The organism is Shewanella sp. S1-58-MNA-CIBAN-0166, assembly GCF_040310085.1.
Lineage (GTDB): Bacteria > Pseudomonadota > Gammaproteobacteria > Enterobacterales > Shewanellaceae > Shewanella.
In genome coordinates this window covers 126433-148336 of the sequence record NZ_JBEOPN010000003.1, presented here as the reverse complement: position 1 = coordinate 148336, position 21904 = coordinate 126433, and the positions used below count along the sequence as shown (strand labels likewise).

General features: G+C 43.3%; 19 protein-coding genes. 11 read left to right on the top strand and 8 right to left on the bottom strand.

Annotated elements, in window-relative coordinates; genetic code table 11:
- Nucleotides 1–12: 12 nt before the first annotated feature.
- Nucleotides 13–2052, bottom strand: coding sequence for an oligopeptidase A (gene prlC, locus AAEY99_RS03480; RefSeq protein ID WP_351009188.1), 2040 nt, complete (start codon nucleotides 2050–2052; stop codon nucleotides 13–15).
- 368 nt (nucleotides 2053–2420) lie between these two features.
- Between prlC and AAEY99_RS03475 the strand changes: the two genes are divergently transcribed.
- From AAEY99_RS03475 to gorA, 3 genes are all read left to right on the top strand, one after another.
- Nucleotides 2421–3185, top strand: coding sequence for a hypothetical protein (locus AAEY99_RS03475; RefSeq protein WP_351009185.1), 765 nt, complete (start codon nucleotides 2421–2423; stop codon nucleotides 3183–3185).
- Between the two features lie 78 nt (nucleotides 3186–3263).
- Nucleotides 3264–3809: a hypothetical protein gene (locus AAEY99_RS03470; protein ID WP_351009184.1), complete on the top strand. Its 546-nt coding sequence runs from the start codon at nucleotides 3264–3266 to the stop codon at nucleotides 3807–3809.
- 76 nt (nucleotides 3810–3885) lie between these two features.
- Nucleotides 3886–5241 (top strand): glutathione-disulfide reductase, encoded by a 1356-nt coding sequence (gorA, locus tag AAEY99_RS03465; RefSeq protein WP_351009181.1) that lies wholly within the window; start codon nucleotides 3886–3888, stop codon nucleotides 5239–5241.
- Nucleotides 5242–5286: 45 nt separating this feature from the next.
- Here the strand turns inward: gorA and AAEY99_RS03460 are convergent, their stop codons facing one another.
- Complete coding sequence (locus AAEY99_RS03460) at nucleotides 5287–5919, bottom strand: TetR/AcrR family transcriptional regulator (protein WP_101088566.1); 633 nt, start codon at nucleotides 5917–5919, stop codon at nucleotides 5287–5289.
- Between the two features lie 121 nt (nucleotides 5920–6040).
- Here AAEY99_RS03460 and AAEY99_RS03455 point away from each other — a divergent pair, with 121 nt between their 5' ends.
- Nucleotides 6041–6907, top strand: coding sequence for a LysR family transcriptional regulator (locus AAEY99_RS03455; protein WP_101088567.1), 867 nt, complete (start codon nucleotides 6041–6043; stop codon nucleotides 6905–6907).
- A 100-nt stretch (nucleotides 6908–7007) separates the two neighbouring features.
- Here AAEY99_RS03455 and AAEY99_RS03450 read toward each other — a convergent pair whose 3' ends face one another.
- The 3 genes from AAEY99_RS03450 to ardA form a co-directional block, all read right to left on the bottom strand.
- Complete coding sequence (locus AAEY99_RS03450) at nucleotides 7008–8309, bottom strand: anaerobic C4-dicarboxylate transporter (RefSeq protein ID WP_351009177.1); 1302 nt, start codon at nucleotides 8307–8309, stop codon at nucleotides 7008–7010.
- Between the two features lie 275 nt (nucleotides 8310–8584).
- Nucleotides 8585–8938 (bottom strand): acrylate reductase cytochrome subunit ArdB, encoded by a 354-nt coding sequence (gene ardB, locus AAEY99_RS03445; RefSeq protein ID WP_124016726.1) that lies wholly within the window; start codon nucleotides 8936–8938, stop codon nucleotides 8585–8587.
- 28 nt (nucleotides 8939–8966) lie between these two features.
- Nucleotides 8967–10487 carry an acrylate reductase flavoprotein subunit ArdA gene (ardA, locus tag AAEY99_RS03440; RefSeq protein WP_351009174.1) on the bottom strand — a complete coding sequence of 507 codons (1521 nt, stop codon included), beginning with the start codon at nucleotides 10485–10487 and terminating at the stop codon, nucleotides 8967–8969.
- A 331-nt stretch (nucleotides 10488–10818) separates the two neighbouring features.
- On the opposite strand from ardA, the gene AAEY99_RS03435 reads away from it, so the two are divergent.
- The 6 genes from AAEY99_RS03435 (at nucleotide 10819) to AAEY99_RS03410 (ending at nucleotide 16199) form a co-directional block, all read left to right on the top strand.
- A complete protein-coding gene (locus AAEY99_RS03435; protein WP_351009171.1) occupies nucleotides 10819–11676 on the top strand; it encodes a hypothetical protein in 858 nt (285 codons plus the stop codon).
- Nucleotides 11673–12305 carry a type 1 glutamine amidotransferase gene (locus AAEY99_RS03430; RefSeq protein ID WP_182744920.1) on the top strand — a complete coding sequence of 211 codons (633 nt, stop codon included), beginning with the start codon at nucleotides 11673–11675 and terminating at the stop codon, nucleotides 12303–12305. The genes AAEY99_RS03435 and AAEY99_RS03430 overlap by 4 nt, the downstream gene beginning before the upstream one ends.
- Before the next feature lie 275 nt (nucleotides 12306–12580).
- The gene (locus tag AAEY99_RS03425) at nucleotides 12581–13390 is read left to right on the top strand and encodes a COG4705 family protein (RefSeq protein WP_351009168.1); all 810 of its coding nucleotides are present in this window, start codon (nucleotides 12581–12583) and stop codon (nucleotides 13388–13390) included.
- A 25-nt stretch (nucleotides 13391–13415) separates the two neighbouring features.
- A complete protein-coding gene (locus AAEY99_RS03420) occupies nucleotides 13416–14174 on the top strand; it encodes a COG4705 family protein (RefSeq protein WP_351009165.1) in 759 nt (252 codons plus the stop codon).
- A 43-nt stretch (nucleotides 14175–14217) separates the two neighbouring features.
- Nucleotides 14218–14895, top strand: coding sequence for a response regulator transcription factor (locus AAEY99_RS03415; RefSeq protein WP_351009163.1), 678 nt, complete (start codon nucleotides 14218–14220; stop codon nucleotides 14893–14895).
- Complete coding sequence (locus AAEY99_RS03410; RefSeq protein WP_351009160.1) at nucleotides 14859–16199, top strand: sensor histidine kinase; 1341 nt, start codon at nucleotides 14859–14861, stop codon at nucleotides 16197–16199. Before AAEY99_RS03415 ends, AAEY99_RS03410 begins: the two co-directional genes overlap by 37 nt.
- 76 nt (nucleotides 16200–16275) lie before the next feature.
- Here the strand turns inward: AAEY99_RS03410 and AAEY99_RS03405 are convergent, their stop codons facing one another.
- Nucleotides 16276–17811: a DUF3612 domain-containing protein gene (locus AAEY99_RS03405; RefSeq protein WP_101088576.1), complete on the bottom strand. Its 1536-nt coding sequence runs from the start codon at nucleotides 17809–17811 to the stop codon at nucleotides 16276–16278.
- 153 nt (nucleotides 17812–17964) lie between these two features.
- Here AAEY99_RS03405 and AAEY99_RS03400 point away from each other — a divergent pair, with 153 nt between their 5' ends.
- Nucleotides 17965–18477, top strand: a complete 513-nt coding sequence (locus AAEY99_RS03400; RefSeq protein WP_049763561.1) for an aldolase/citrate lyase/malate synthase family protein — start codon at nucleotides 17965–17967, stop codon at nucleotides 18475–18477.
- A gap of 172 nt (nucleotides 18478–18649) precedes the next feature.
- Here AAEY99_RS03400 and ccoG read toward each other — a convergent pair whose 3' ends face one another.
- The gene (gene ccoG / locus AAEY99_RS03395; protein WP_351009157.1) at nucleotides 18650–20113 is read right to left on the bottom strand and encodes a cytochrome c oxidase accessory protein CcoG; all 1464 of its coding nucleotides are present in this window, start codon (nucleotides 20111–20113) and stop codon (nucleotides 18650–18652) included.
- 172 nt (nucleotides 20114–20285) lie between these two features.
- Nucleotides 20286–21728 carry a sigma-54 interaction domain-containing protein gene (locus AAEY99_RS03390; protein WP_351009155.1) on the bottom strand — a complete coding sequence of 481 codons (1443 nt, stop codon included), beginning with the start codon at nucleotides 21726–21728 and terminating at the stop codon, nucleotides 20286–20288.
- Nucleotides 21729–21904 lie beyond the last annotated feature (176 nt).

Genomic DNA, 21904 nt, shown 5'->3' with positions numbered 1-21904 from the left:
ATTTTGCTTGGTTTACACTGCAATACCACTGTGACGCAATAAAGCATCTGTATTGGGTTCACGGCCCATGAAGCGTTTAAATAGCTCCATTGGCTCTTCACTTCCCCCCATTTCAAGAATGTTATTTAGGAAGCTTTTACCTGTTTCAGCATTAAAAATACCTTCGGCTTCAAAACGCGAGAACGCATCTGCCGATAATACTTCGGCCCATTTATAGCTGTAATAACCTGCGGCATAACCACCCGCAAAAATGTGGGCAAAACCGTGTTGAAAACGGTTAAAGCTTGGCGGGGTTAATACCGCAATTTGGCTGCGAACTTGGTCTAAAATACCTTGGATATCGACGCCTTTAGCGGGGTCAAACTCGTGGTGCATTCTAAAATCGAACAGTGAAAACTCAAGTTGGCGCACCATCATCATGCCCGACTGGAAGTTTTTGGCCGCTAGCATTTTGTCTAACAATGCTTTTGGTAATGGTTCGCCCGTTTCATAGTGGCCAGAAATTTCCGCTAATGCTTCTTCTTGCCAGCACCAGTTTTCCATAAACTGACTTGGCAGCTCTACTGCATCCCAAGGTACACCATTGATACCCGACACTCCGCCCACATCCACTTTGGTTAACATGTGGTGAATGCCGTGGCCAAACTCATGGAACATGGTGGTGACTTCGTCATGGGTAAACAACGCCGGTTTGCCATCGACAGGACCATTAAAGTTACAGGTTAAATAGGCCACCGGCTTTTGCAAACCAGTAGAGGTAACCCGGCGACTGCGACAATCGTCCATCCATGCGCCGCCACGTTTACCGCTACGAGCATACAAATCTAGGTAGAAGCTGCCACGATGTACTTTATCGGCGTCATGAATATGGAAGAAACGAACATCCTTATGCCAAGTGTCTACGCCTTTTTGTTCGCTAATAGTTAAACCAAATAAGCGATTAACGGTATAGAACAAGCCTGACAAGACTTTGTCTTCTGGGAAATACGGACGCAATATTTCTTGCGACACTTCGTACTTGTGTTGCTGCAGTTTTTCAGCGTAAAAACTCAAATCCCATGAGGCCATTTCGGTCACGTTGTAATGGTCTTTGGCAAAGGCACGCAGTTCGGCTAATTCAGTTGACGCTTGGTCTTTAGACCGTTCGCCTAACTCGTTTAAAAAGCCCAATACTTGTGCTGGATTTTCTGCCATTTTGGTGGCTAACGATTTATCCGCGTAGCTAGCAAAACCGAGTAAATTGGCTAACTCATGACGCAATGCCACAATTTCATTCATGTTATTGGTGTTATCAAACTCACCAGCATTAGGACCCTGGTCAGATGCGCGAGTCACAAATGCACGGTAACACTCTGCGCGTAACTCACGGTTTTCGCTATAGGTCATCACAGGCAAATAAGACGGAAAATCTAAGGTGAATAACCAACCTTTTTGCTCTTTAGCGTCGGCCATAGCTTTAGCTGCGGCGATGGCTGACTCAGGTAAACCCGCTAAATCTGCTTCGTCGGTAATAAGCTTAGTCCACGCTTCGGTGGCATCTAACAGTTGATTAGAAAAGTTACTGGTGAGTTCAGATAAGCGTTTAACCATTTCGCCATAGCGCGCTTTTTGACTGTCATCCAAGCCAATACCCGACAATTCAAAATCACGTAAGCTCTGCTCTATCACCATTTTTTGCGCTTGAGTTAACAGGGCAAAGTCTGTCGATTCATGAATCGATTTATACGCCTCGTACAAACCTTGATGCTGGCCAACATAGGTGCCGTAATCTGACAACAACGGCAAACAAGCATCGTGAGCATCACGTAATTTATCACTACTGATCACCGAGTTCATGTGCGACACAGGCGACCACATTTTGCTTAACTCATCGTCAACATCTTCAAGAGGCTCAATGAGATTGTCCCAAGTGTATTGGCTATTTTTTGCTAATAGTACTTCAATAGTCTCACGACATTTGGCAATGGCTTGCTCAACTGCAGGCTGAATGTGTTCAGGTTTAATTTTTGAAAATTCTGGTAATTCTGCGCTACTTAGCAATGGATTGCTCATAAAGATTCCTCGAAATATGTCGCGTGAGTATTTAGCCTATATTGGGTTAAATGTTGCCGTTTTCAAGCGTAAAAACAATTTATCCTAATAAATATAACCTCGGTTTCGAGGCGACGATCTGACCTTCTTATCGCCAAATTTGACTATATTATCGTTGATTCAACTTATAACCAGCTCTACCCCCTAGCTGGTTTATTCAATAAATAGAGTGACTCAGGTCCCAATTTAACTTTACACTTCATTTACACAATCAATATTGACAGGCTGATCCCAAACGAGACTGATTATCATTTATTTTCACGTTAAAAGGACTACCATTCGCTTTATTAAAAGCACTGTTCCATTTTTCTATTATGAGTTCAATAAACATGACCTTTGATTTTTGCCTATCAAACCGTAACCATTGTAGCCGCGCCTTTTATCGCACAATGGCTATTATGATGTGTTTACTGACAACCTCGTCAGCATTCGCCACGGCAGAATACCAGCCGACTGCGGGGTTTGATGTTGCTTGGGAAAATAATTACGTCACTCAAGGTCGTGACAATTTAGATCATGGCGGTATTGCATGGGCAGTGGCCAATATTGAACAAAACGACCTCGCTGTTTATGCCATTGTAGGTCGAGCAGACCAGGTGAACTATGTGGAATGGAACCTAGGGTTAGAATATACCTTACATCTCACTAATAATATTGATGCCACAGTAGGCTATCAGCGCTTAGAATTTTATGGTGATGAGCGCTGTTCTGATAATGAATTTTTCGGCGCGTTAACGGTTAATGGATTAACGTGGTTTGTACCCGCGGTTAACTACACTTATGCAACCGAAGCTGGCGGCTATTTCATTGAACTGAGCATACATAGTCCATGGGAAATCACTCAACACTTCACTTTGACACCTTACATTGTTCAGGGGTTTGATTTTCAATACAGCAGTGAAGAACACAACGGTGCTAACCATTTCCAATTTGGACTAGAAGCCGAACAGAAACTTAATGATTCAATGGCATTGTCTGCGCACATTAGCCACAGCATCGCTCAAGGAGACATTAAGCAACAAGCCAGTGCCGACGATATTCAAGGCAGCTTAGATCAAACCTATGCAGGGGTGCATTTCAAACTGAGTTTTTAAGCTTTGCTAGCATTTTAGCAATCCAAGACTAGACTAAAGGGGCTACTGGATGCCACCTTTACTCAAGCAAGGAAGCTTATGTTAACTCGACTTATCAATATGCTATTTGTATTATTTACTGTTTGGATGATGCTACTCAGTACCTCATTACTTGCCAGCGAGCTCACCAAACTAATTATCAAAGAGCCCGATAAACGCCCCCCATTAACCAATGACAATGCCAACTCACTCCCGTCGCAATATGCGACCGATCATCAAGGTAATGTGATTATTATCCCCACCGAGCAACGCTCAGCGTTAGAATATCGAGCCGACGATATTTACCTTAAACCAAGCCACAAAAAACCAACAACCAAACAAAACAACACGCGCTCATCAATCTCAAAGCACTCCACCATAACCAACACGGCTATAGCCAGTAAAACAATCGCCAATGATCCAAGTTGTCGCTGGCTCAATAACCGCATAAAACATCTTCAGAAAAAACAACGTCAGACCCAAAACAGTCAATTTAGTCATTATCAAGATGAAATTGATATTAGGGAAAGCGAGTGGACCTGTCTTAAGTGCGCAACCAGCGGCCCTAATAACGTTGACCGTGGTGAATGCCAACATAAACGTTAACAATGCATTGGTTTAACGACTAGATTGCAAACACAATCCCCCCTACAATGGATACATTAAACTAGTGGAGATCATCATGGCTCAACATTTTGACTATATCGCGCTTGGCGCAGGCAGTGGCGGCATCGCCTCAGCAAACCGTGCAGCAATGCGTGGCGCAAAAGTATTAATTATTGAAGCAAAACACGTTGGCGGCACTTGTGTTAACGTCGGCTGTGTCCCTAAGAAAGTCATGTGGTATGGCGCTCATGTCGCTGAAGCGCTGAACCTCTACGCTAAAGACTATGGTTTTGATGTTACCGTCAATAAATTCGATTGGAGTACACTCGTCGACAATCGTGAAGCCTACATTAGTCGCATTCATGATGCTTATAGCCGTGGATTTGCGAGCAATAAAGTCACTTTATTAAATGGCTATGGTCGCTTTATTAATAACAACACCATTGACGTTGATGGCGAGCACTACACTGCCGACCATATTGTGGTTGCCACTGGCGGAACACCAACAATTCCTAACATTCCTGGTGCACAATACGGTATCGACTCAGACGGTTTCTTCGCATTACGTGAACAACCTAAGCGTGTAGCCGTTGTGGGTGCCGGTTATATAGCTGTTGAAGTTGCGGGTGTGTTACATGCACTAGGCAGCGAAACGCATTTATTAGTACGTAAGCATGCACCACTACGTAACTTTGACCCAATTTTGACCGACGCATTAGTTGATGCTATGGCCGCCGATGGCCCAACGCTTCATACTCACAGCGTACCTAAATCGGTCACCAAAAATGCTGATGATAGTCTGACGTTACTATTAGAAAATGACCAAAGCTTAACGATTGACTGCCTAATTTGGGCTATTGGTCGTTCACCATCAACGGGCAATATCGGCTTAGAAAATACCGATGTGCAGTTAGATGCTAAAGGCTATGTCATTACTGATGAGCAGCAAAATACCACCGCGAAAGGTGTTTATTGTGTTGGCGACATTATGGCGGGCGGTGTTGAATTAACTCCCGTCGCGATTAAAGCGGGTCGTTTATTGTCAGAACGTTTATTCGGCAACATACCTGATGCCAAAATGGATTATAGCTTAATTCCGACAGTGGTATTTAGCCATCCACCCATCGGCACCATGGGCTTAACTGAACCAGAAGCCGCTGAAAAGTATGGCCAAGACAATATTAAGGTTTACGCCTCAACGTTTACCTCTATGTACTCAGCTGTTACAGCACATCGCCAAGCCTGCAAAATGAAACTGGTTTGTGCGGGTGATAATGAAGTGGTTGTCGGTATTCACGGTATCGGTTTTGGCATGGATGAAATACTGCAAGGTTTTGGCGTGGCAATGAAAATGGGCGCAACCAAAGCAGACTTTGACTCAGTTGTTGCGATACATCCTACTGGCGCAGAAGAGTTTGTTACTATGCGTTAAGTTACTAATAGTTAATAAAAAGCCGTGTTATTAAACACGGTTTTTTTATGCCTTTTTGTCAGCCAACCACTGTACAAACACCTTAATATTAGGTGGACGCTTTTGTGAATGCCCCATAAGTTGCGTCATAGCAAAACTATGTTGATAGTACATTTCTGCATCGTTATAGTGCTTTTGCGCATCATCACTATTGATCATCGCACCGCGTAAATAGTCACACAGTAACTCACTGCGGTTAAAGCCACTGACCTCACCAATTTCCGTTAAGGTTTGTGCATTCCACTGTTTATATTGTTCAAGCACGCGATCAAAGCGCTCACGATAGTAATCACTCGCTTGTGATAAAACGGCCTCGTTAGGAACCACTCGGGCAATGACAAATGCTTGCTCAGACAAAATACGATACAAACGTTGGCAATGATGAAAAATAAACCGTAAATAAGGGTCGCTATACTGCTGCGTGTCTTGTTCAGCTTGCATCAGCCAATTGCGGTAGTCCGCACAGGCAACGGCAATAATTAAGTCGGCCTCTGAGGTAAAGTGATTGTAGATGGTGCCTTTAGATATCTGGCTAGCTTGAACTAAATGCGAGCGGCATAAATCAAAGGTTTTATGCCCTTTTAAACAACGTTGTGATACTTCTATCAGATAGTTGCCACGTTGTTCCCAGCTGCTCATTTCGGGCCCCATCTTATTTTGGTTAATAAAGCGTTAACAGTTCACATTTACACTATAGCAAGCTTTGTGGATACCCTTTATTGAGTAATACTGATACCACTATGAACTTATTCAATAGCCCATGTTAAAAATAGAATTATTAGAAAGTTTTATTGCTATTGCTGAATGTGGCAACTTGTCTAAAGCAGCCGATAAAATTTGCCGAACCCAATCAACACTTAGCCTACAAGTTAAAAAACTTGAAGAAAGTGTCGGCCAAACCTTGCTGATTAGAGACAACAAAGGCGTGACCTTGACCGAGTCTGGTGAAACGCTGCTTAACTACGCCTATAAAATGATGCAACTTAATTCACAAGCTATTGATGAGTTAAAAGATTGCCAAAACCGTGAAGTGATCCGCCTTGGTGTACCCACCGACTTTATAAAGTGCTACTTAAGCAGCTGTTTATTAGAATTTATCCGCGAATTTACTAACATAGAGCTTGTTATCGACACTGACGTAAGTGGTAACTTATACAAACGCTTACACCAAGGGGAATTTGACGTCATTGTCGCAACCCATTGGCAACTACCGACTAACGGCGAATTACTCTTTACTCGTCGCTTTAAGTGGGTTGCGGCGGTCGAAGGCAAAGCTCATAAGCGCAAGACGATCCTGATGGGTTTATATCCAGAAAATTGCCCGATTAGAGCGCAAGTGTTTGCTAACCATCGACTCTCGATGCGGCCCATTAATGTATTGCTGTCGACCCCATCACCACAAGCCTTATGCATGGCTGTCGAGAACGACTTAGTGATTGCGCCAATAGCCGAATTTAGAATCACCGACCAAATGCAGGTGCTAGACCCGATTGAACATGGATTACCTATACTGCCCATGTTTAATGAATCGCTTTATCTCAACCCAGATACGCAAACCTACGCTACGTTACAGCTGATTAATTTGATTAAAGCCAATGTCGAGCACAAGGGCTATCAACTCGACTAGCCAGTTCTCACATCAACCAGCTCTGCCTGCTCTACTATTTACATACCTACATATCTACATATCTACATATCTACATATCTACTCTCGTTTCTACTGTGACTTACAACATTAGGCTGCCAAACAAAAAGGCCAATAACACGCTCGATGTAATTGTCACCACGCCAGGAATCAAAAATGGGTGGTTAAAAACCGCCTTGCCAATCCGCGTTGAGCCAGTGTCATCCATCTCTACGGCAGCCAACAGCGTTGGGTAAGTAGGTAATACAAATAACGCGCTAACCGCTGCAAATGAGGCTATCGCCGTTAATGGACTCACTCCAATCGCCAATGCAGCAGGCATTAACGCTTTAGTGGTTGCCCCTTGTGAATACAATAACATTGAGGCAAAAAATAACGCTACCGATAACAGCCAAGGCTGACTTTGAAGTAAGGTTCCTGCAACGTTTTTAATTTCGTCAATATGATTAGACACAAAAGTGTCACCCAACCAGGCTACACCCAGCACACAAATACACGCCGACATGCCAGACTTAAATGTTGATGCGTTAGAAATTTTACTGGCATCTAAACGGCAAAACCACGTTATTGCTGCTGCGGCAGAGAGCATAAACAACATAATAGCCACATCGCGCGACAGCACTGGATGTGTAATTAAGCCCACTTTGTCAGATATCGCAGTGGCATAAGACATCACCGCCACTATCGCAATCAAGAATATGGCAACCGATCGCTTAGCACCCGGTAATAACGTGACTTGAGTTTCACCACGAGTTTTCACCAATCCGCTGGCTAAACGCTGCTGATAAATAGGATCTTGTGCTAGCGGTTTGCCGAGTATCGACGCAACTGCTGCACCGATTAAACAAGCAATAAGCGTCGATGGAATACACACAGCCAACAACACTAAATAATCAACTCCGAACGGTTCTAAAATACCCGAAAAAAACACCACAGCAGCTGAAATGGGTGATGCTGTAATCGCCACTTGTGAGGCGACAACCGCTATAGATAACGGCCGAGATGGACGAATACCTTGCTCTTTTGCTACTTCAGCAATCACAGGCAGCGTCGAAAATGCTGTATGACCAGTTCCGGCAAATAAGGTCATAGTGTAAGTCACTATTGGTGCTAAAAAAGTAATGTGTTTCGGGTGCTTACGCAGCAATTTTTCTGCAATAGACACCAAATAGTCCATGCCACCCGCTTCTTGCATCGAAGCGATGGCGGTAATAACCGACATAATAATCAGCATCACATCGATGGGGATAGCACCTGGCGTTAACCCTAATCCAACGGTAAGAATTAATACCCCTACACCTCCAGCAAAACCTATCCCTATACTGCCCATTCTTGCGCCGAGGTAAATCGCCCCAAGCACAATAATTATTTCTAATATCATCATAGTGTTAACTCTATTTAAAACCTAAATGTCTTGAATGAAATAGCAGGGATTACTGCTTTAGAGATCGTGATAGTACTCTGTTGGGATTTTACGAATGTAGACGTGGATCAATTAACTGCATTGCAAGCCAAAAGAGGTGTTTTGTCTGCAGGTTTATTGGTCAGTTAACTGAAAAATCTGTGATGGAGCAGAGATGTTAACGGGGATGAAAATAGAAAAATGCCAATCAATGATTGGCATTTACACGGAAATGAATAGATAGAATGAGCTGTGGTTTACCCTTTATGCTTATCAAACTTAAACGTATGACAGTTACTGCATAATGGTTTTTTAGGTGTATGTTCGCCATGACACTCTTGGCAAGGTACATCTTTACCATAGTGAAGGTTATTGTGTGGGTTTTGCCACTTGTCTTCTTCACTTCGGGCTGTTTTCTTTGCTAAGTCATCGACATCATGACACTGCAAACAGGATTGGTCAGATGGAAACTGCTTGATGCCATTATCATGACAGGTTTTACAGTCTTTACCGATAACCTCTTTATGGTAGTCACGGATCTCTGCTGACTGTACTGATAAACTGGTTAATCCAAGTAGTACCAGCCCAAGTATAATATTAAAGTTTTTCATTAATGATTCCTCTTGTTCACTGGTCTAGTTAAACGTTCATAAGACTTCTAGCAGCAGTCATGCCCATCACCATACATTCTGGGATAGAACAACTGCCTAAACGGCTAACGCCATGAATACCACCACACACTTCACCTGCGGCATAAAGACCTGCAATAGACTTACCAGTAAAACTATCTGCCACTTCGGCATTTTTATTAACTTTTACACCACCTTGACAGTAATGTACTTTTGGCCATAAACGCACAACGGTAAAGGGTGCTTCGATATATTTTCCAGCCGCCTTGAGCATGTTTTTACCAAACTGCTTATCTTCGCCAGTTTTAACATAACCGTTGTATTCAGCAATTTGTGCTTTTAAGCCAGCTAAAGGCACACCAAAGTGTGTTGCTAACTCTTCAACTGAATCGAACTTCCAACCGACATTGTATTTAATCACTTTGTTTGTGTTTGGATGCGCTTTAGAATCTTTAAAACTGGTGATCAACAGCGGTGGTACAGGATTGCCTTGTTCATCACGATTTTCTAATTCAGCATCTGCACGTGTTTTACGATCGGCAATTTCATTCATGAAACGCTTACCGGTTGTGCGGCTAACAGCAATTGAATGAGGTAAGTTGAAAATTGAATAGTTAGACACATAACCAAAGCCACCTTCATCAGGTGAAGCCCAAGGGCCTGATTGAATGTGAGCCAAATGCACAGGAATAGCTCCTAAACGGAACATTTCAAACATGCCCTCGCCTGTTGCACCTGGTGCGTTGGTACAACCAACGTCTGCAGTTAAAGTAGGATCTTGAGCCATACGTAAATCAACATTTTGTGCAAAGCCACCGGTAGCCATAATCACACCACGTTTGGCGCGAATATTGAGGACTTTACCAGGCTGGTCTTCGCCAAAGTGATAATTTTGACGCATTTTAACACCAACAACTTCGCCTTTATTACCAACGAGGAATCCTTCAAATTTTGAACGATTGTGGGTGTTTACACCAATACGTTTACACTCTTTGTACAATGGTTGGGTGATACCAGCACCACAACTTACTGAGGTTTGGTAAGTACGTGCAACCGAGTGACCACCTAGTTGTTGTAAGTAAGGATGGTATTCAGAACCCGCATCTAAGGTCATTTGTAACGCTTCAACCGCATGAGATGCGACATGACGCAATAACCCTTCATCGGCAATGCCACGGCCAGACAATAATTGGTCATTAACCATTCTGTCTACCGAGTCTTCAACACCTTCTTTCTTTTGCATCGGCGTGCCTGGTGCGGCAAAAAGCCCACCGTTAATCGCCGAGTTACCACCAAAATAGGACATTTTTTCAAATATATGAACGTCTTTTGCACCATGTTTGGTGGCTTCGATTGCGGCAGCTAACCCCGCAAAACCAGAACCAATAATGACGATTTCAACTTCTTTGTCCCATTTAACACCATCTGCCTTTTCAGACACTGCCATTGCTGGTGCTACCATCGCTGCACCAGCAGCAATACCTAGACCTGCAATAAACTTACGGCGCCCTAATAGATCTATATTGCTCATAGGTTATCACCCCTTTTTATATTATTGACGCTTCATCATATCGATGGAATCAATTCCAAAACGGGAACTATTGTTAATGTTTGGTGCAAATAACAGCGAATGTCGACTAATCAATTGTAGGTAGGACTTTCAATAAAATTACTGCATAGGTTTGCTTTTGGAACTGAATCCATATTGTGAGTTACCCTGCATAACAACTGGTTAATTATATATTTAATCGATATGATTAACCCATTGAGGACGACCTCAGCCTGACATTCACCACTTTTCATCGACAGGTATTCACATCGGGGACGGCCCCATCTGCCATCTACACAGAAGAGCCGCTAATATGCTATTAAATCGCTATATCACCACACTGTTTTCGCCATTATCCATACGCCGCTTTTACAAGTATTTCAGTCGGGGTTTATTGGCCATTTTGATGCTACTGCCACTGACTACCAACGCGACACAAGTTGATACCTCATCGAATAGCCCTGTAACGCCACAAGTTCGAGTTGGACTTCACGGCATGCTATTGTTTGGCAGTGAATATGGTTTATTTGCCTCGCATTTACCGATGTTTCACCTCCCACATAATGCCCAAGTCGTGTTGCAGCTAACCTTTGATGATCCTCAGATCAACACCGCTGTCATAAATGGCTTAACGTTATCGGCTGCTAGTGGATATCCAATTTGGACCATAGTGCCGCAACAATTTGACCTATCGATGTTATCTCCTGATCACCCTAGCCATATTGAACATTTAAACGTGGATATTGTTAAAGGCCATTTTGAACGCGGCGGTGAAATCCAATGGAAGAACCAAGGGCTAACCGTGACTAGGGTGTTAGTATTCAATGAATTAGATACTCAGTTCGAGCAACAAAAAACCAGCAACAATACTTACCTTAAGGTTAATAACAACCCTAACGATAAAGTGCAGTTTCTTGTTAAACGCCTGACGACTCGACCCGATGCCGATCATATTGTACGCCTCGATAATGTCGGCAATAGCTTACCCGCAGAAATTGTTATTCCTATTGATTCGGCAAAGTTATTTAACAATGAAGCCCAACTTCGTGCTGCATTGCCCGACACAACACCTAGAAACACTTCTCTAGTGGCCCCAAACACAAAGCCAAACATCACTCGTCCAATGACTACGGTTTCAAGAGTGTATATAGAGTTGGATGAACTGAAATGATCCACAAAACTATTGCAGTATTTCAGCATCACCCTGCCGAAGGCGTCGGTAGAATGGCACTGTGGGCTAAACAACACAGTATCGAACTTGAGTGTTTTTATGCACCAGAATCTTTGCCCGAAAATCTCGATGCTTACCGAGGATTAATTATTTTAGGTGGGCCGATGAATGTGGTGGATAACCCTGTTTGGATGCAAACCGAGTCAAGATTAATTAAACAGGCATTAACTCAACAAGTCCCTTTATTGGCCATTTGTTTGGGCGCGCAGTTATTGGCAATTGAACTTGGTGGCCAAGTCATTGATATGCCTAATCCTGAACTGGGTTGGCATGAGGTAACCTTTGCTGATGGTACGATAATGGCTGTGCCGCAGTGGCATTATCAAGCCATTAACTTACCTGACAGTATTGTGTCGCTAGCTCGTTCAGCACAGTGTAATGTGCAAATGTATCACCACCAACAGGCTATTGGTTTGCAGTTTCATCCTGAATGGAATTCCGCGCAAATAGGGCAACTCGTCAGTCATTTTGGTGATGAGTGCCCTGTAACTAACACACCGCACACTCACGCTATGCAAGATACTCTCGAACCGTTCTTTTTTAAGCTACTTACTGAGCACTTTTGTTGAAAATTAGGTGTAATCTATAGCGCAATATATGGCGCCTAGAACTGCATAAAAATTATCAATGCGCCGTAATGGTTCACAAAAGTATTTGATGAAAGTACCTCCGTAAGTGCTTAACGAAATGGTTTATCTATATGTCTTAGTCTAATAACCAAGCCAAACGCTATCGCTAAAAAATAACCGAAAAAAGTCGCTCTATACTTAGCCCTATGTTTGGGCTAAGTATTGCTCGGCATTATATGACTACAGCATGTTTCACTACTGGATCAGGAGTCCACATGAAACCAATAGTCATAACACCAGTAACCCGTCATGCCCCAAGTAGCAGCAATACATCGCAACACGGTTGGCTCAACAAAGTGCCCGAAATCACGTTGATTTTTTGGGTCATCAAAATGATGTCGACCACCGTTGGTGAAACCGCTGCAGATTATCTTAGCTTCCATCTTCACGTAGGCATGATTAATACCAGCATCATCATGGGAGTATTTTTACTTTTCGCCTTATGGGTGCAACTTAAACAAAGCCAATATCGCCCAGGTGCATATTGGAGTGTTGTGGTGCTTATCAGTATTTTTGGCACCTTAGTCACCGACATTCTCACAGACAAACTCGATGTGCCTCTACCGGTATCGACAGCGGTGTTTAGCGCATTATTAGCGGCAACATTTGCATACTGGTTCAGTAAAGAACGCACCTTATCCATCCACTCCATTGTCACGCTTAAACGTGAGCTATTTTATTGGTTGGCCATTCTATTTACCTTCGCACTTGGTACTGCTGTGGGCGATTGGGTGTCGGAAGATATGAATGTAGGTTATGGCATGTCGGCAATCGTATTTGGTGGGTTAATTACGCTGATAAGCCTAGCCTTTTATCGCTTCAAGGCGAATGCCGTATTGTGCTTTTGGCTGGCTTATATATTAACTCGTCCACTCGGTGCATCTATCGGCGACTTACTGTCACAACCCATTCGTAAAGGCGGCCTAGGGTTTGGCACCACCAGCACCAGCATTGTGTTTTTAGTGATTATTATTGCACTTGTGGCATACCTATCCGTTCGCGCCAAACAGCAAAAAAGCCAATAATCTATCAACATAAGTGAGCATCGATATGGACACACTACAAAAGCAGGCGCTGACTAAAGTGCCACAAGTCACCTTAATATTTTGGTTGGTAAAAATACTGGCCACCACCTTAGGCGAAACGGCAGGAGATGCTTTATCGATGTCGCTTAACCTCGGCTACTTAGTTAGCTCAGTTATTTTTATCGGTTTATTCGCGATAGCGGTAGCAATACAAATTCGCAGTAAACAGTATTCTTCGAGTATTTATTGGGCCACCATTATCGCTACAACAACGGCTGGCACAACGATGGCTGATTTTGCCGACCGCTCATTAGGCATAGGTTATACCGGCGGCACATTGTTACTGGTGAGCTTGTTGTGTATGTCATTTTCAATTTGGTACGTCAGTGCAGGTAGCCTGTCTAATCAGTCGATAAACAATACCAAAACCGAATGTTTTTACTGGGTGACGATTTTACTGTCACAAACCTTAGGTACAGCGCTAGGCGACTGGACAGTAGACAGTGCTGGCCTTGGTTATGATGTCAGTGCGTTAATCTTTGGTAGCCTGTTATTAGTGTTATTAGCTGCCTATTTTTGGAGATCTATATCTCGCACTCTGTTGTTTTGGCTAAGCTTTATTTTAACCAGACCTTTAGGTGCAGTAGTGGGTGACTTTTTAGATAAACCCATTAGTCATGGTGGATTAGAATTTAGTCGCTTTAGTGCGTCGGCCGCATTACTCTTTGGTATGGTGTTGTGTTTAATGTTATTTAAGCAGCAAGCCGCGACAACACATCATTAATAAAGACTTTTCACTTTGTGTCATTGTGTCCGATTGAGGTGCTATGCGTATTTTATTAGTAGAAGACGATAAAATGATTGGCGATGCCATGCAAAGCGCCTTAAAAGATGTCGCCTATGCGGTTGATTGGATATGCGATGGTGAAGCGGCACTGCACAGTTTACGTTGCCAGCAATACGATGTGGTGTTGCTCGACCTTGGCTTACCTAAACTGGATGGTTTACAAGTAATGCAATATATTCGAGCTCAGCATCCCGCACTGGCGGTGATCATTATTACCGCCAGAGACAACCTAGAAGACCGAGTCAAAGGGCTCGATTTAGGTGCCGATGATTATGTCGTTAAGCCCTTCGATATAACCGAACTACTGGCACGCATTCGTGCAGTAACAAGGCGCAATGCCAACCAACATACATCAGAATTAACCAATAATATTGTTTGGCTAAACCCAGCCACACATGAAGCAAAAACCCTCACTCAAGATAATATTTTACTGTCTAACCGCGAGTTCGCCTTACTGCAAACATTGCTTATTCGACCCGGCTCGATTCATTCAAAAAGTGATTTAGAAGAACGAATTTATGGCTGGGGTGAAGAGGTAGAAAGTAATGCGGTAGAGTTTTTAATTCATTGTTTACGTAAAAAATTAGGTACAGAAACCATAAAAAATGTCAGAGGTGTAGGATGGATGGTGTCGAAAAACGCCTCAGTAACTCGTTAAAAACACGCTTATCTTATTGGATTTCAGCGGCCATTTTGTCTGTTGCGATCATAGCCGCCAGCTTTACCTTTAGCAGTGCCTTTGAAGAAGCCCATGAGCTCCAAGATGATGTATTGCAACAAATGGCCGTGCTGTTTGACCATTACTCGCTTACGCTAAACAACGGAACACTCACTCCGTTAAGCCAAGATCAGTTGGAGTTTCAGGTTTCTGTGCAGTTATTGGGTAGCAACTCAGCAAGTAATGCCTTAGCCCAAAATACCCTAGCCTTGCCGAGCAATTTAACCGATGGATTTCATACGGTTGATTTAGCCACCCAATCTTGGCGGGTGTTGGTTCGCACCTTGTCATCCACTCAACGTATCGCCATCGCCCAAGATACTGCTATTCGTGACGATATTGCGTTTGAAACCGCGCTGCATACTCTGATGCCATTGTTAGTATTAATTCCGATTTTACTGTTATTACTGGGGTATATTCTAGGTAAAATTCTTGGCCCGATTAGTATTTTAGCCCACGAAGTTGACCGTCAAACTGAGCATGACCTACAGCTAATTCCCACCACTCAATTGCCGAGTGAAATTGTGCCCTTTGTTGAGGCAATTAATCGTTTACTCAGCAAAAATAGCCAGGTTATTGCTAGCCAAAAGCGCTTTATTGCCGATGCCGCTCATGAATTAAGATCGCCCATAACTGCGCTGTCGTTACAGGCACAACGTCTTCAGCAGACAGAGTTAACGGACGATGCGCGCCAGAAGCTTAATGCACTACAAGCCGGAATAGGTCGCAGTATTCATCTACTAGAACAACTATTGTCGATGGCGCGTCAACAAGATAACAGCGTCCAACAACCTCAAACAATATCATTAAAAATGGTGTTCGTTGAGGTGATTGAAGATCTGTACCCACTGGCAGAAGCGAAAGAGATTGATTTGGGCTTTAGCCAAGATAACGACGCCGAACTCAATGCCAATCCCGTTCGTTTAAAAACCTTAATTCACAACCTTATCGACAATGCGATTCGCTATACCCCAAATGGCGGTAAAATTGATTTAAGCATTACTAAAACAGATCAATACATTGAGATGACCATCAAAGACACTGGTCCAGGTATCGCCACAGATGAAGCTCAAAAAGTGTTTGAACCCTTTTATCGAGTCTTGGGCAGTAACGAATATGGCTCAGGTTTAGGATTAGCGATTGTGGCGAGTATTGTGCAGCAAATGGACGCAAAAATTAGCTTAGCGCCAACCGATCCTGTCAATAACTGCGGGCTTTGTATTACGGTGCGGTTTCCTCTTTAACAGGATTGAGGTGCCGTTTAATCACGCCTGTTATACCGCATCAACTTATGCTGATGCGGCATCAACAAAGGTCAAATTAGCCTTGATCTCCCTCGCATAAATTACGCCCTGCGGCATAACAGCTTGGCTGACGTGGGCACACTGCTCCACGCGAGCAAATTAGCTGTGCATCTTTTTTAATCCCACGCTCAATCCAGTTAATATTAAGGATTTTCGCCACACTGATGAGATCCTTTTGGATATGTTTGGGGATAATGATTGAGCCGCCGCCCGTTGAGCAAGCTTGTTTTAATTCATGTGCAATCGACTGCGCATCTTTGCCTTGCGCTTCAATCGCCGGATTTAAATCAATACCCGCACATAACACATGCGGATTACCTGCCGAGTCATCAACCTTAATCGATTCACAGCAATAAATGCGCGGTTCATTACCGACATTTAAAATCGATATTTGCGCAGACGTGCCTGCGACTGGCTCGTTAATCATTCTAAACACGGCCCAGTGCTGACACGGGTCTTCTACCAGGCGCATGTTACCCCAAGGCAAAGGAATACCATTACCACGATAAACCGCTTTTAGCTTACCCGGTGCGTAGGCATCAAAGTAATGCCAGTGCGGATAAGGCGACACTACCGTCATGCGGCGCATAGCAACAGACGCTGACACCTGCAGTTGTTTATGCACGCTAATCTCATAGCCATGTCGGTCAAGTAACTGCCGATACGGCACTTTAGGACACAACAAAGCACCCGCAAAAAAGCTTGATTCAAAATCACGCCACGCATGCAAAATATCTTGTGCATTCAAGGTGTTTGACTGAGGAACCAGCGCATCATCAAAGTCATCACGGCGACCAGACATCATCACACTTTTTAAGCCGTCTTTATTGTGCAACACGCAATGACCTATGTGCACGGCCAAGTCATATCTCAATCTGCTGGGTCTATTTTTCAGAATATTACTGATATAAATGGTTCCCGGTGGCTCAAAAAATGAGGTAACCAACTGCTTAGAACTCAAGCCCATTTCGTTGATAACTTCTTTAGGCGCACGGTCGATCCATTTAATTTTTAAGCCCATACCTTTGGCAATATCGATAATATCTTCGGTGGCAAGCGGCATACGTTTTAAGCCGACTTCTTCGGCCGCACGCTCTAAATCAGGAAAATGGTTTTGATGATGCTCTTGGTGGGCGCGGATCAGTAAATGAGCAAATTGGCGGCCACTGGTGCCGGTTTGCGACAACATTTCAGGGATGGCAATTTGCAAAATGTCATTGGAGAACAAAAAACTCGGCTCTAGCGGCATACCACTAATGCCGCCTTTATTGCCTTTTTCAGGCGTAATCGCTTCATCTTCTGGCACATCATCAAGAAACCATTCCACTTCTTTTTGAAAAACCACTGCAATTACCGCCAACATATCAGCGCTTGGAACACGTTTTCCGCGCTCGATCATTGACAAGTATGACACTGACGGCGAGTTACCTGAGTCAACACGCATACAACGAGCAGATAAGTCTTCCATGGTTAAGTTATTGCGTTTACGCAAGTTTCTTATCTTTGTGCCCAAAAAATGGGTCTTTCGCATTAAGCTTTTATCATTTCTCATTTTGTATAATTCACACTGTAAAATTTTTATTGTGAAATTGTTTGTAAAAATAGCATAGACTAAAAATCAAGCTGCGAACAAGGCTTAATGATAAACAATACTGAAAAAGGTTTTGTGACCTACAACAATACGAAGAGGAATAAGGCGATGAATATGTCTACTCAAGCAAGCGCAACAGCCACCCAAAACCTTAACCGCTTCATTGGTGAGCAATTTGTGGCAACGACGAATCAACAGGATCGCACCACAAACGCCAAAGACTTTTTGGATGCACAATTTCCATTAACTGAAGGCTCGCACCAAGATGTCAGCAGCTATGTAGTTTACTACACTCACTTATTGGCATTTTTAAAAGACGGCTCTCAGTGTGGTTTACAAAATCCATGTCAATTTGTGGCACTGACAGGTCACAAAAGTGAACCAACATCTGTTGTATTAAAGAATAATGATACCCATGTTGAGATTTGTTTCGACCGCCAAGGACAAATGGGTACCACAGACCAGGCTAATATTGAAGACATTCAGGTTGCGATTCCAATCAAGAATTTGCCGACACCATACAAGCAGTGGATTAGCTTAATCCACACAGGCTGTCAGCCAACTGAAGGCAACTGTAAAGTGTTTACTGCTAAAGATGGTAGCGACTACGCGTTACATCAGCGTTAATGGCTTATCGCGATTACACTGCGAACGTTTAGCAAAAAAGGCTTGTCCCATTAATAATGCGACAAGCCTTTTTGTTACTTAACCATTTTGCTGCGTAGCATCCAATAATGCCGACACGCGTTTATGCCGCCATACTGAGATACTCAGATACTCAGATACTGAGATACTGAGATTATGGCCAAAAGAAGCGTGATGTTTGCGAGATCTCATTAGCAGGTTCCGTTGGCGTTGGATTTTCCAAACTTTGAATTTGGGTCACTTTAAATTGCACTGTTTGTTGGGTGCTATCACTCGTGCGGTTACTCAGGCGGCCACTGAGGGTCAACGGATAATCCAGTTGTTCTGCAGGTTTTATCGCAATCAAGCTGTCGGTGACTATTTGCAATATTTGCTTTTGGGGATCGTCATTGCTGATACTGATTTGATAAAAAGCCATTTGTTGAGTTTTATTGCGAATTTTAAGTTGATAACTGTTTTCAACTTTATCGATACCCACTTGACGATACAAGGTTTGGCGGTCGCGGATTACATTGAGCTGTATATGACTTAAGTGACTTAAATCGCTAATAATCAGCACAATCATGATCAGTAATGCACTGGCGTAACCAAGCGATTTTAGCGACAACAGGCTAGCTTTTGGTTGTCCTTTTAAGGCATTTTCGCTGGTAAAGCTGATTAAATTGGGTGCATAGCCAAATTTTTCCATGGTTTGATTACATGCATCAACACAGGCACCGCAGTTAATACATTCGTATTGCAAGCCGTTACGAATATCAATCCCAGTGGGGCAAACGTCAACACACAAATTACAGTCTACACAGTCACCTAACTCCGTTTTTTGTGAGCGCTTACGTGGCCCACGAGATTCTCCTCGCTCAGCATCATAGCTCACGGTTTTAGTGTTGGCGTCAAACATCACCGCTTGAAAACGCGAGTAAGGACAGCAATGCAAACACATCATTTCACGCATCCAGCCGGCATTTAAATAAGTGCATATGGCAAAAAACCACACCCAGGTGCCAGTCCAAAAACCACTACTCATGCTAAAAATATCAACATACAACTCGCGTGCAGGCATAAAATAACCAATAAACCCGCAGCCAGTTAGCAAGGCAAACACCATCCACACCGCATGCTTCGTCACTCGTTTACGCACTTTACTCAGTGACCATGGTGCTTTGTCTAATGCCGCTCGATGATGATGATTGCCCTCTACCTTGGCTTCTACCCACATATATATAAAAGTCCACGCGGTTTGCGGACACAAAAAACCACACCAAACTCGGCCCCAGTAAACCGTGACAAAAAACAATGCAAAAGCCGCGGCCATAAAAAACCACGCTAAAACGGTAAAGTCTTGTGGCCACAAAGTGATATTGAAGAAAAAGAATTGCTGTTCGGTTACATCAAACAGAATGGCTTGTCGGCCTTGATAATTGATAAATGGGATCAGGAAAAAAATCGCAATCAGTAACGTATTACTGTGCTGACGCAGCCGTTGAAATACGCCCTTCTGTTCACGGACATGAATTTTTGTCGACGGCGTAGCAATTTGCACCACTGGAATCCGTTGTGAAACGGCAGCTTTATCAACTGGCACAGTCGCTGCCGGAGTTTGAGATGATGATTTGGGCATAAATGTATTCCTATAACACAATATTGCCCTGTTATAGCAAAGACTAAGCCAACTTAGATATAATTGTAATTATTTGATTTAAAAAGATTAAAATAAAATACTTATAGAATAATGTCACGATATATCACTTTTTACACGATATATCGCGACCTAATAAAACCAATCATCAAAATTAACGTGTAATGGCTAACTTTTTCATTCGAGATCGTAAGGTACTCGCCGGCATATCTAGCATTGCAGCAGCACCAAACGGGCCAGAAATACGCCAGTGGCTAGCATTTAATACCGCAATAATATGCGCAGCTTCGGCTTGTGCCATGGTTAACGTGCTGGTAGCTAACGGTGTGGCAACCGCTACAGGTAAAGTATTAAACAGTAAATGGCCACTTTGCGATAAAATCATTTCTCGCTCGATTAGGTTTTGCAACTCACGCACGTTACCAGGCCAAGCATATTGCTGTAAGTTCTTCAGCCCTTTAGCACTCACCTTAGTGATTTTTTTACCGAGTTTTTTACTCAGTGATGCGACTAAATCACTGACTAATTGCGGAATATCTTCGCAGCGCTCTCGTAACGGCGGCACGGTAATTGGAAATACGTTCAAGCGGTAATATAAGTCCATGCGAAACAAGCCTTGCTCTACTCGCGCGGTTAAATCGTGATGGGTGGCAGCCACTAAGCGAATATTGACCTTAATGGTTTCACTACTGCCAACGCGCTCGAAGCTTTGCTCTTGAATCACCCGTAACAATTTAGATTGTGCCGATAAGCTCAACTCGGCAATTTCATCTAAAAATAAGGTGCCATTATTGGCCAATTCAAATCTGCCTTTGCGACGCGCTGTAGCACCAGTAAATGCGCCTTTTTCATGACCAAACAGTTCACTTTCCAGCAATGCGGTCGAAAATGCGGCGCAGTTAACACTCACCATCGGCTGGTCTTTACGATGACTTAGCCTGTGTAAGTTACGCGCAACTAACTCTTTGCCGGTGCCGTTTTCACCGCAAATGAGTACGGTACTGTCGGTATTAGCGACCAAGTGGATCTGTTGCATGAGTTGATTGATAGGTTGGCTGTTACCCGATATTCCTGACGCGCCTTGCTGACCTTGTAGCTCAGTGAGTAAGTATTGATTTTCTGATGCTAACCGTTCAGACAAAGCCTGCACTTGCGCTAATGCTTGTCTCAATGATTGCTCGGTATGTTTTTGCATGCTTACATCACGAAATATCGCGATAACACCGACGAGTTGTTGCTGATCATATACTGGGGTTGAGCTGTAATACACCGGAAAGCTGCTGCCATCTTTGCGCCAAAATACATCTTCGTTCACTTGCCGAGGAATAGCATCTTGTAAGGTGCGATAAATGGGGCAGTCATGTTGAGGATAATGACTACCATCTGCATGACTATGATGATGGCAGTCGTGAATATTTCGGCCAATTAATTCGGCACTTTTCCAGCCTGTCATTTGCTCTGCTGCGGGGTTAATGAACACCGCATTACCGGCTAAATCAAAACCATACACGCCCTCTGTCATGGCATTAAGCAACAGAGTATTTTTAGGCAAAAAATGATCGGAGCCAATATATTCAGGGGTTGTAGAGTCAGTCATAGCCAATCTTAAGGTTACTAGTACATAGACTCATTATAACCATTGTAAAACATAAGTCGCGAAATATCGCGACTTCGATTAACCATAATGACTTGTTATCGTGATTCACATGAATCATCAAAATAATAAGCTGATTTAAGCCTTTTTTACGTTAACGTCGAATTTCAATGTTGTCA

Bases quoted from the DNA above. Each gene is read 5' to 3' on its own strand.
- ardB (WP_124016726.1), bottom strand. From the start codon at position 8,938: ATGAAAAACTTTAATATTATACTTGGGCTGGTACTACTTGGATTAACC.
- AAEY99_RS03390 (WP_351009155.1), bottom strand. From the start codon at position 21,728: ATGACTGACTCTACAACCCCTGAATATATTGGCTCCGATCATTTTTTG.
- AAEY99_RS03430 (WP_182744920.1), top strand. From the start codon at position 11,673: ATGATCCACAAAACTATTGCAGTATTTCAGCATCACCCTGCCGAAGGC.
- AAEY99_RS03460 (WP_101088566.1), bottom strand. From the start codon at position 5,919: ATGAGCAGCTGGGAACAACGTGGCAACTATCTGATAGAAGTATCACAA.
- ccoG (WP_351009157.1), bottom strand. From the start codon at position 20,113: ATGCCCAAATCATCATCTCAAACTCCGGCAGCGACTGTGCCAGTTGAT.
- AAEY99_RS03410 (WP_351009160.1), top strand. From the start codon at position 14,859: ATGGATGGTGTCGAAAAACGCCTCAGTAACTCGTTAAAAACACGCTTA.
- AAEY99_RS03415 (WP_351009163.1), top strand. From the start codon at position 14,218: ATGCGTATTTTATTAGTAGAAGACGATAAAATGATTGGCGATGCCATG.
- AAEY99_RS03450 (WP_351009177.1), bottom strand. From the start codon at position 8,309: ATGATGATATTAGAAATAATTATTGTGCTTGGGGCGATTTACCTCGGC.
- AAEY99_RS03435 (WP_351009171.1), top strand. From the start codon at position 10,819: ATGCTATTAAATCGCTATATCACCACACTGTTTTCGCCATTATCCATA.
- ardA (WP_351009174.1), bottom strand. From the start codon at position 10,487: ATGAGCAATATAGATCTATTAGGGCGCCGTAAGTTTATTGCAGGTCTA.
- AAEY99_RS03420 (WP_351009165.1), top strand. From the start codon at position 13,416: ATGGACACACTACAAAAGCAGGCGCTGACTAAAGTGCCACAAGTCACC.
- AAEY99_RS03455 (WP_101088567.1), top strand. From the start codon at position 6,041: ATGTTAAAAATAGAATTATTAGAAAGTTTTATTGCTATTGCTGAATGT.
- AAEY99_RS03470 (WP_351009184.1), top strand. From the start codon at position 3,264: ATGTTAACTCGACTTATCAATATGCTATTTGTATTATTTACTGTTTGG.
- AAEY99_RS03400 (WP_049763561.1), top strand. From the start codon at position 17,965: ATGTCTACTCAAGCAAGCGCAACAGCCACCCAAAACCTTAACCGCTTC.
- gorA (WP_351009181.1), top strand. From the start codon at position 3,886: ATGGCTCAACATTTTGACTATATCGCGCTTGGCGCAGGCAGTGGCGGC.
- AAEY99_RS03405 (WP_101088576.1), bottom strand. From the start codon at position 17,811: ATGAGAAATGATAAAAGCTTAATGCGAAAGACCCATTTTTTGGGCACA.
- prlC (WP_351009188.1), bottom strand. From the start codon at position 2,052: ATGAGCAATCCATTGCTAAGTAGCGCAGAATTACCAGAATTTTCAAAA.
- AAEY99_RS03425 (WP_351009168.1), top strand. From the start codon at position 12,581: ATGAAACCAATAGTCATAACACCAGTAACCCGTCATGCCCCAAGTAGC.
- AAEY99_RS03475 (WP_351009185.1), top strand. From the start codon at position 2,421: ATGACCTTTGATTTTTGCCTATCAAACCGTAACCATTGTAGCCGCGCC.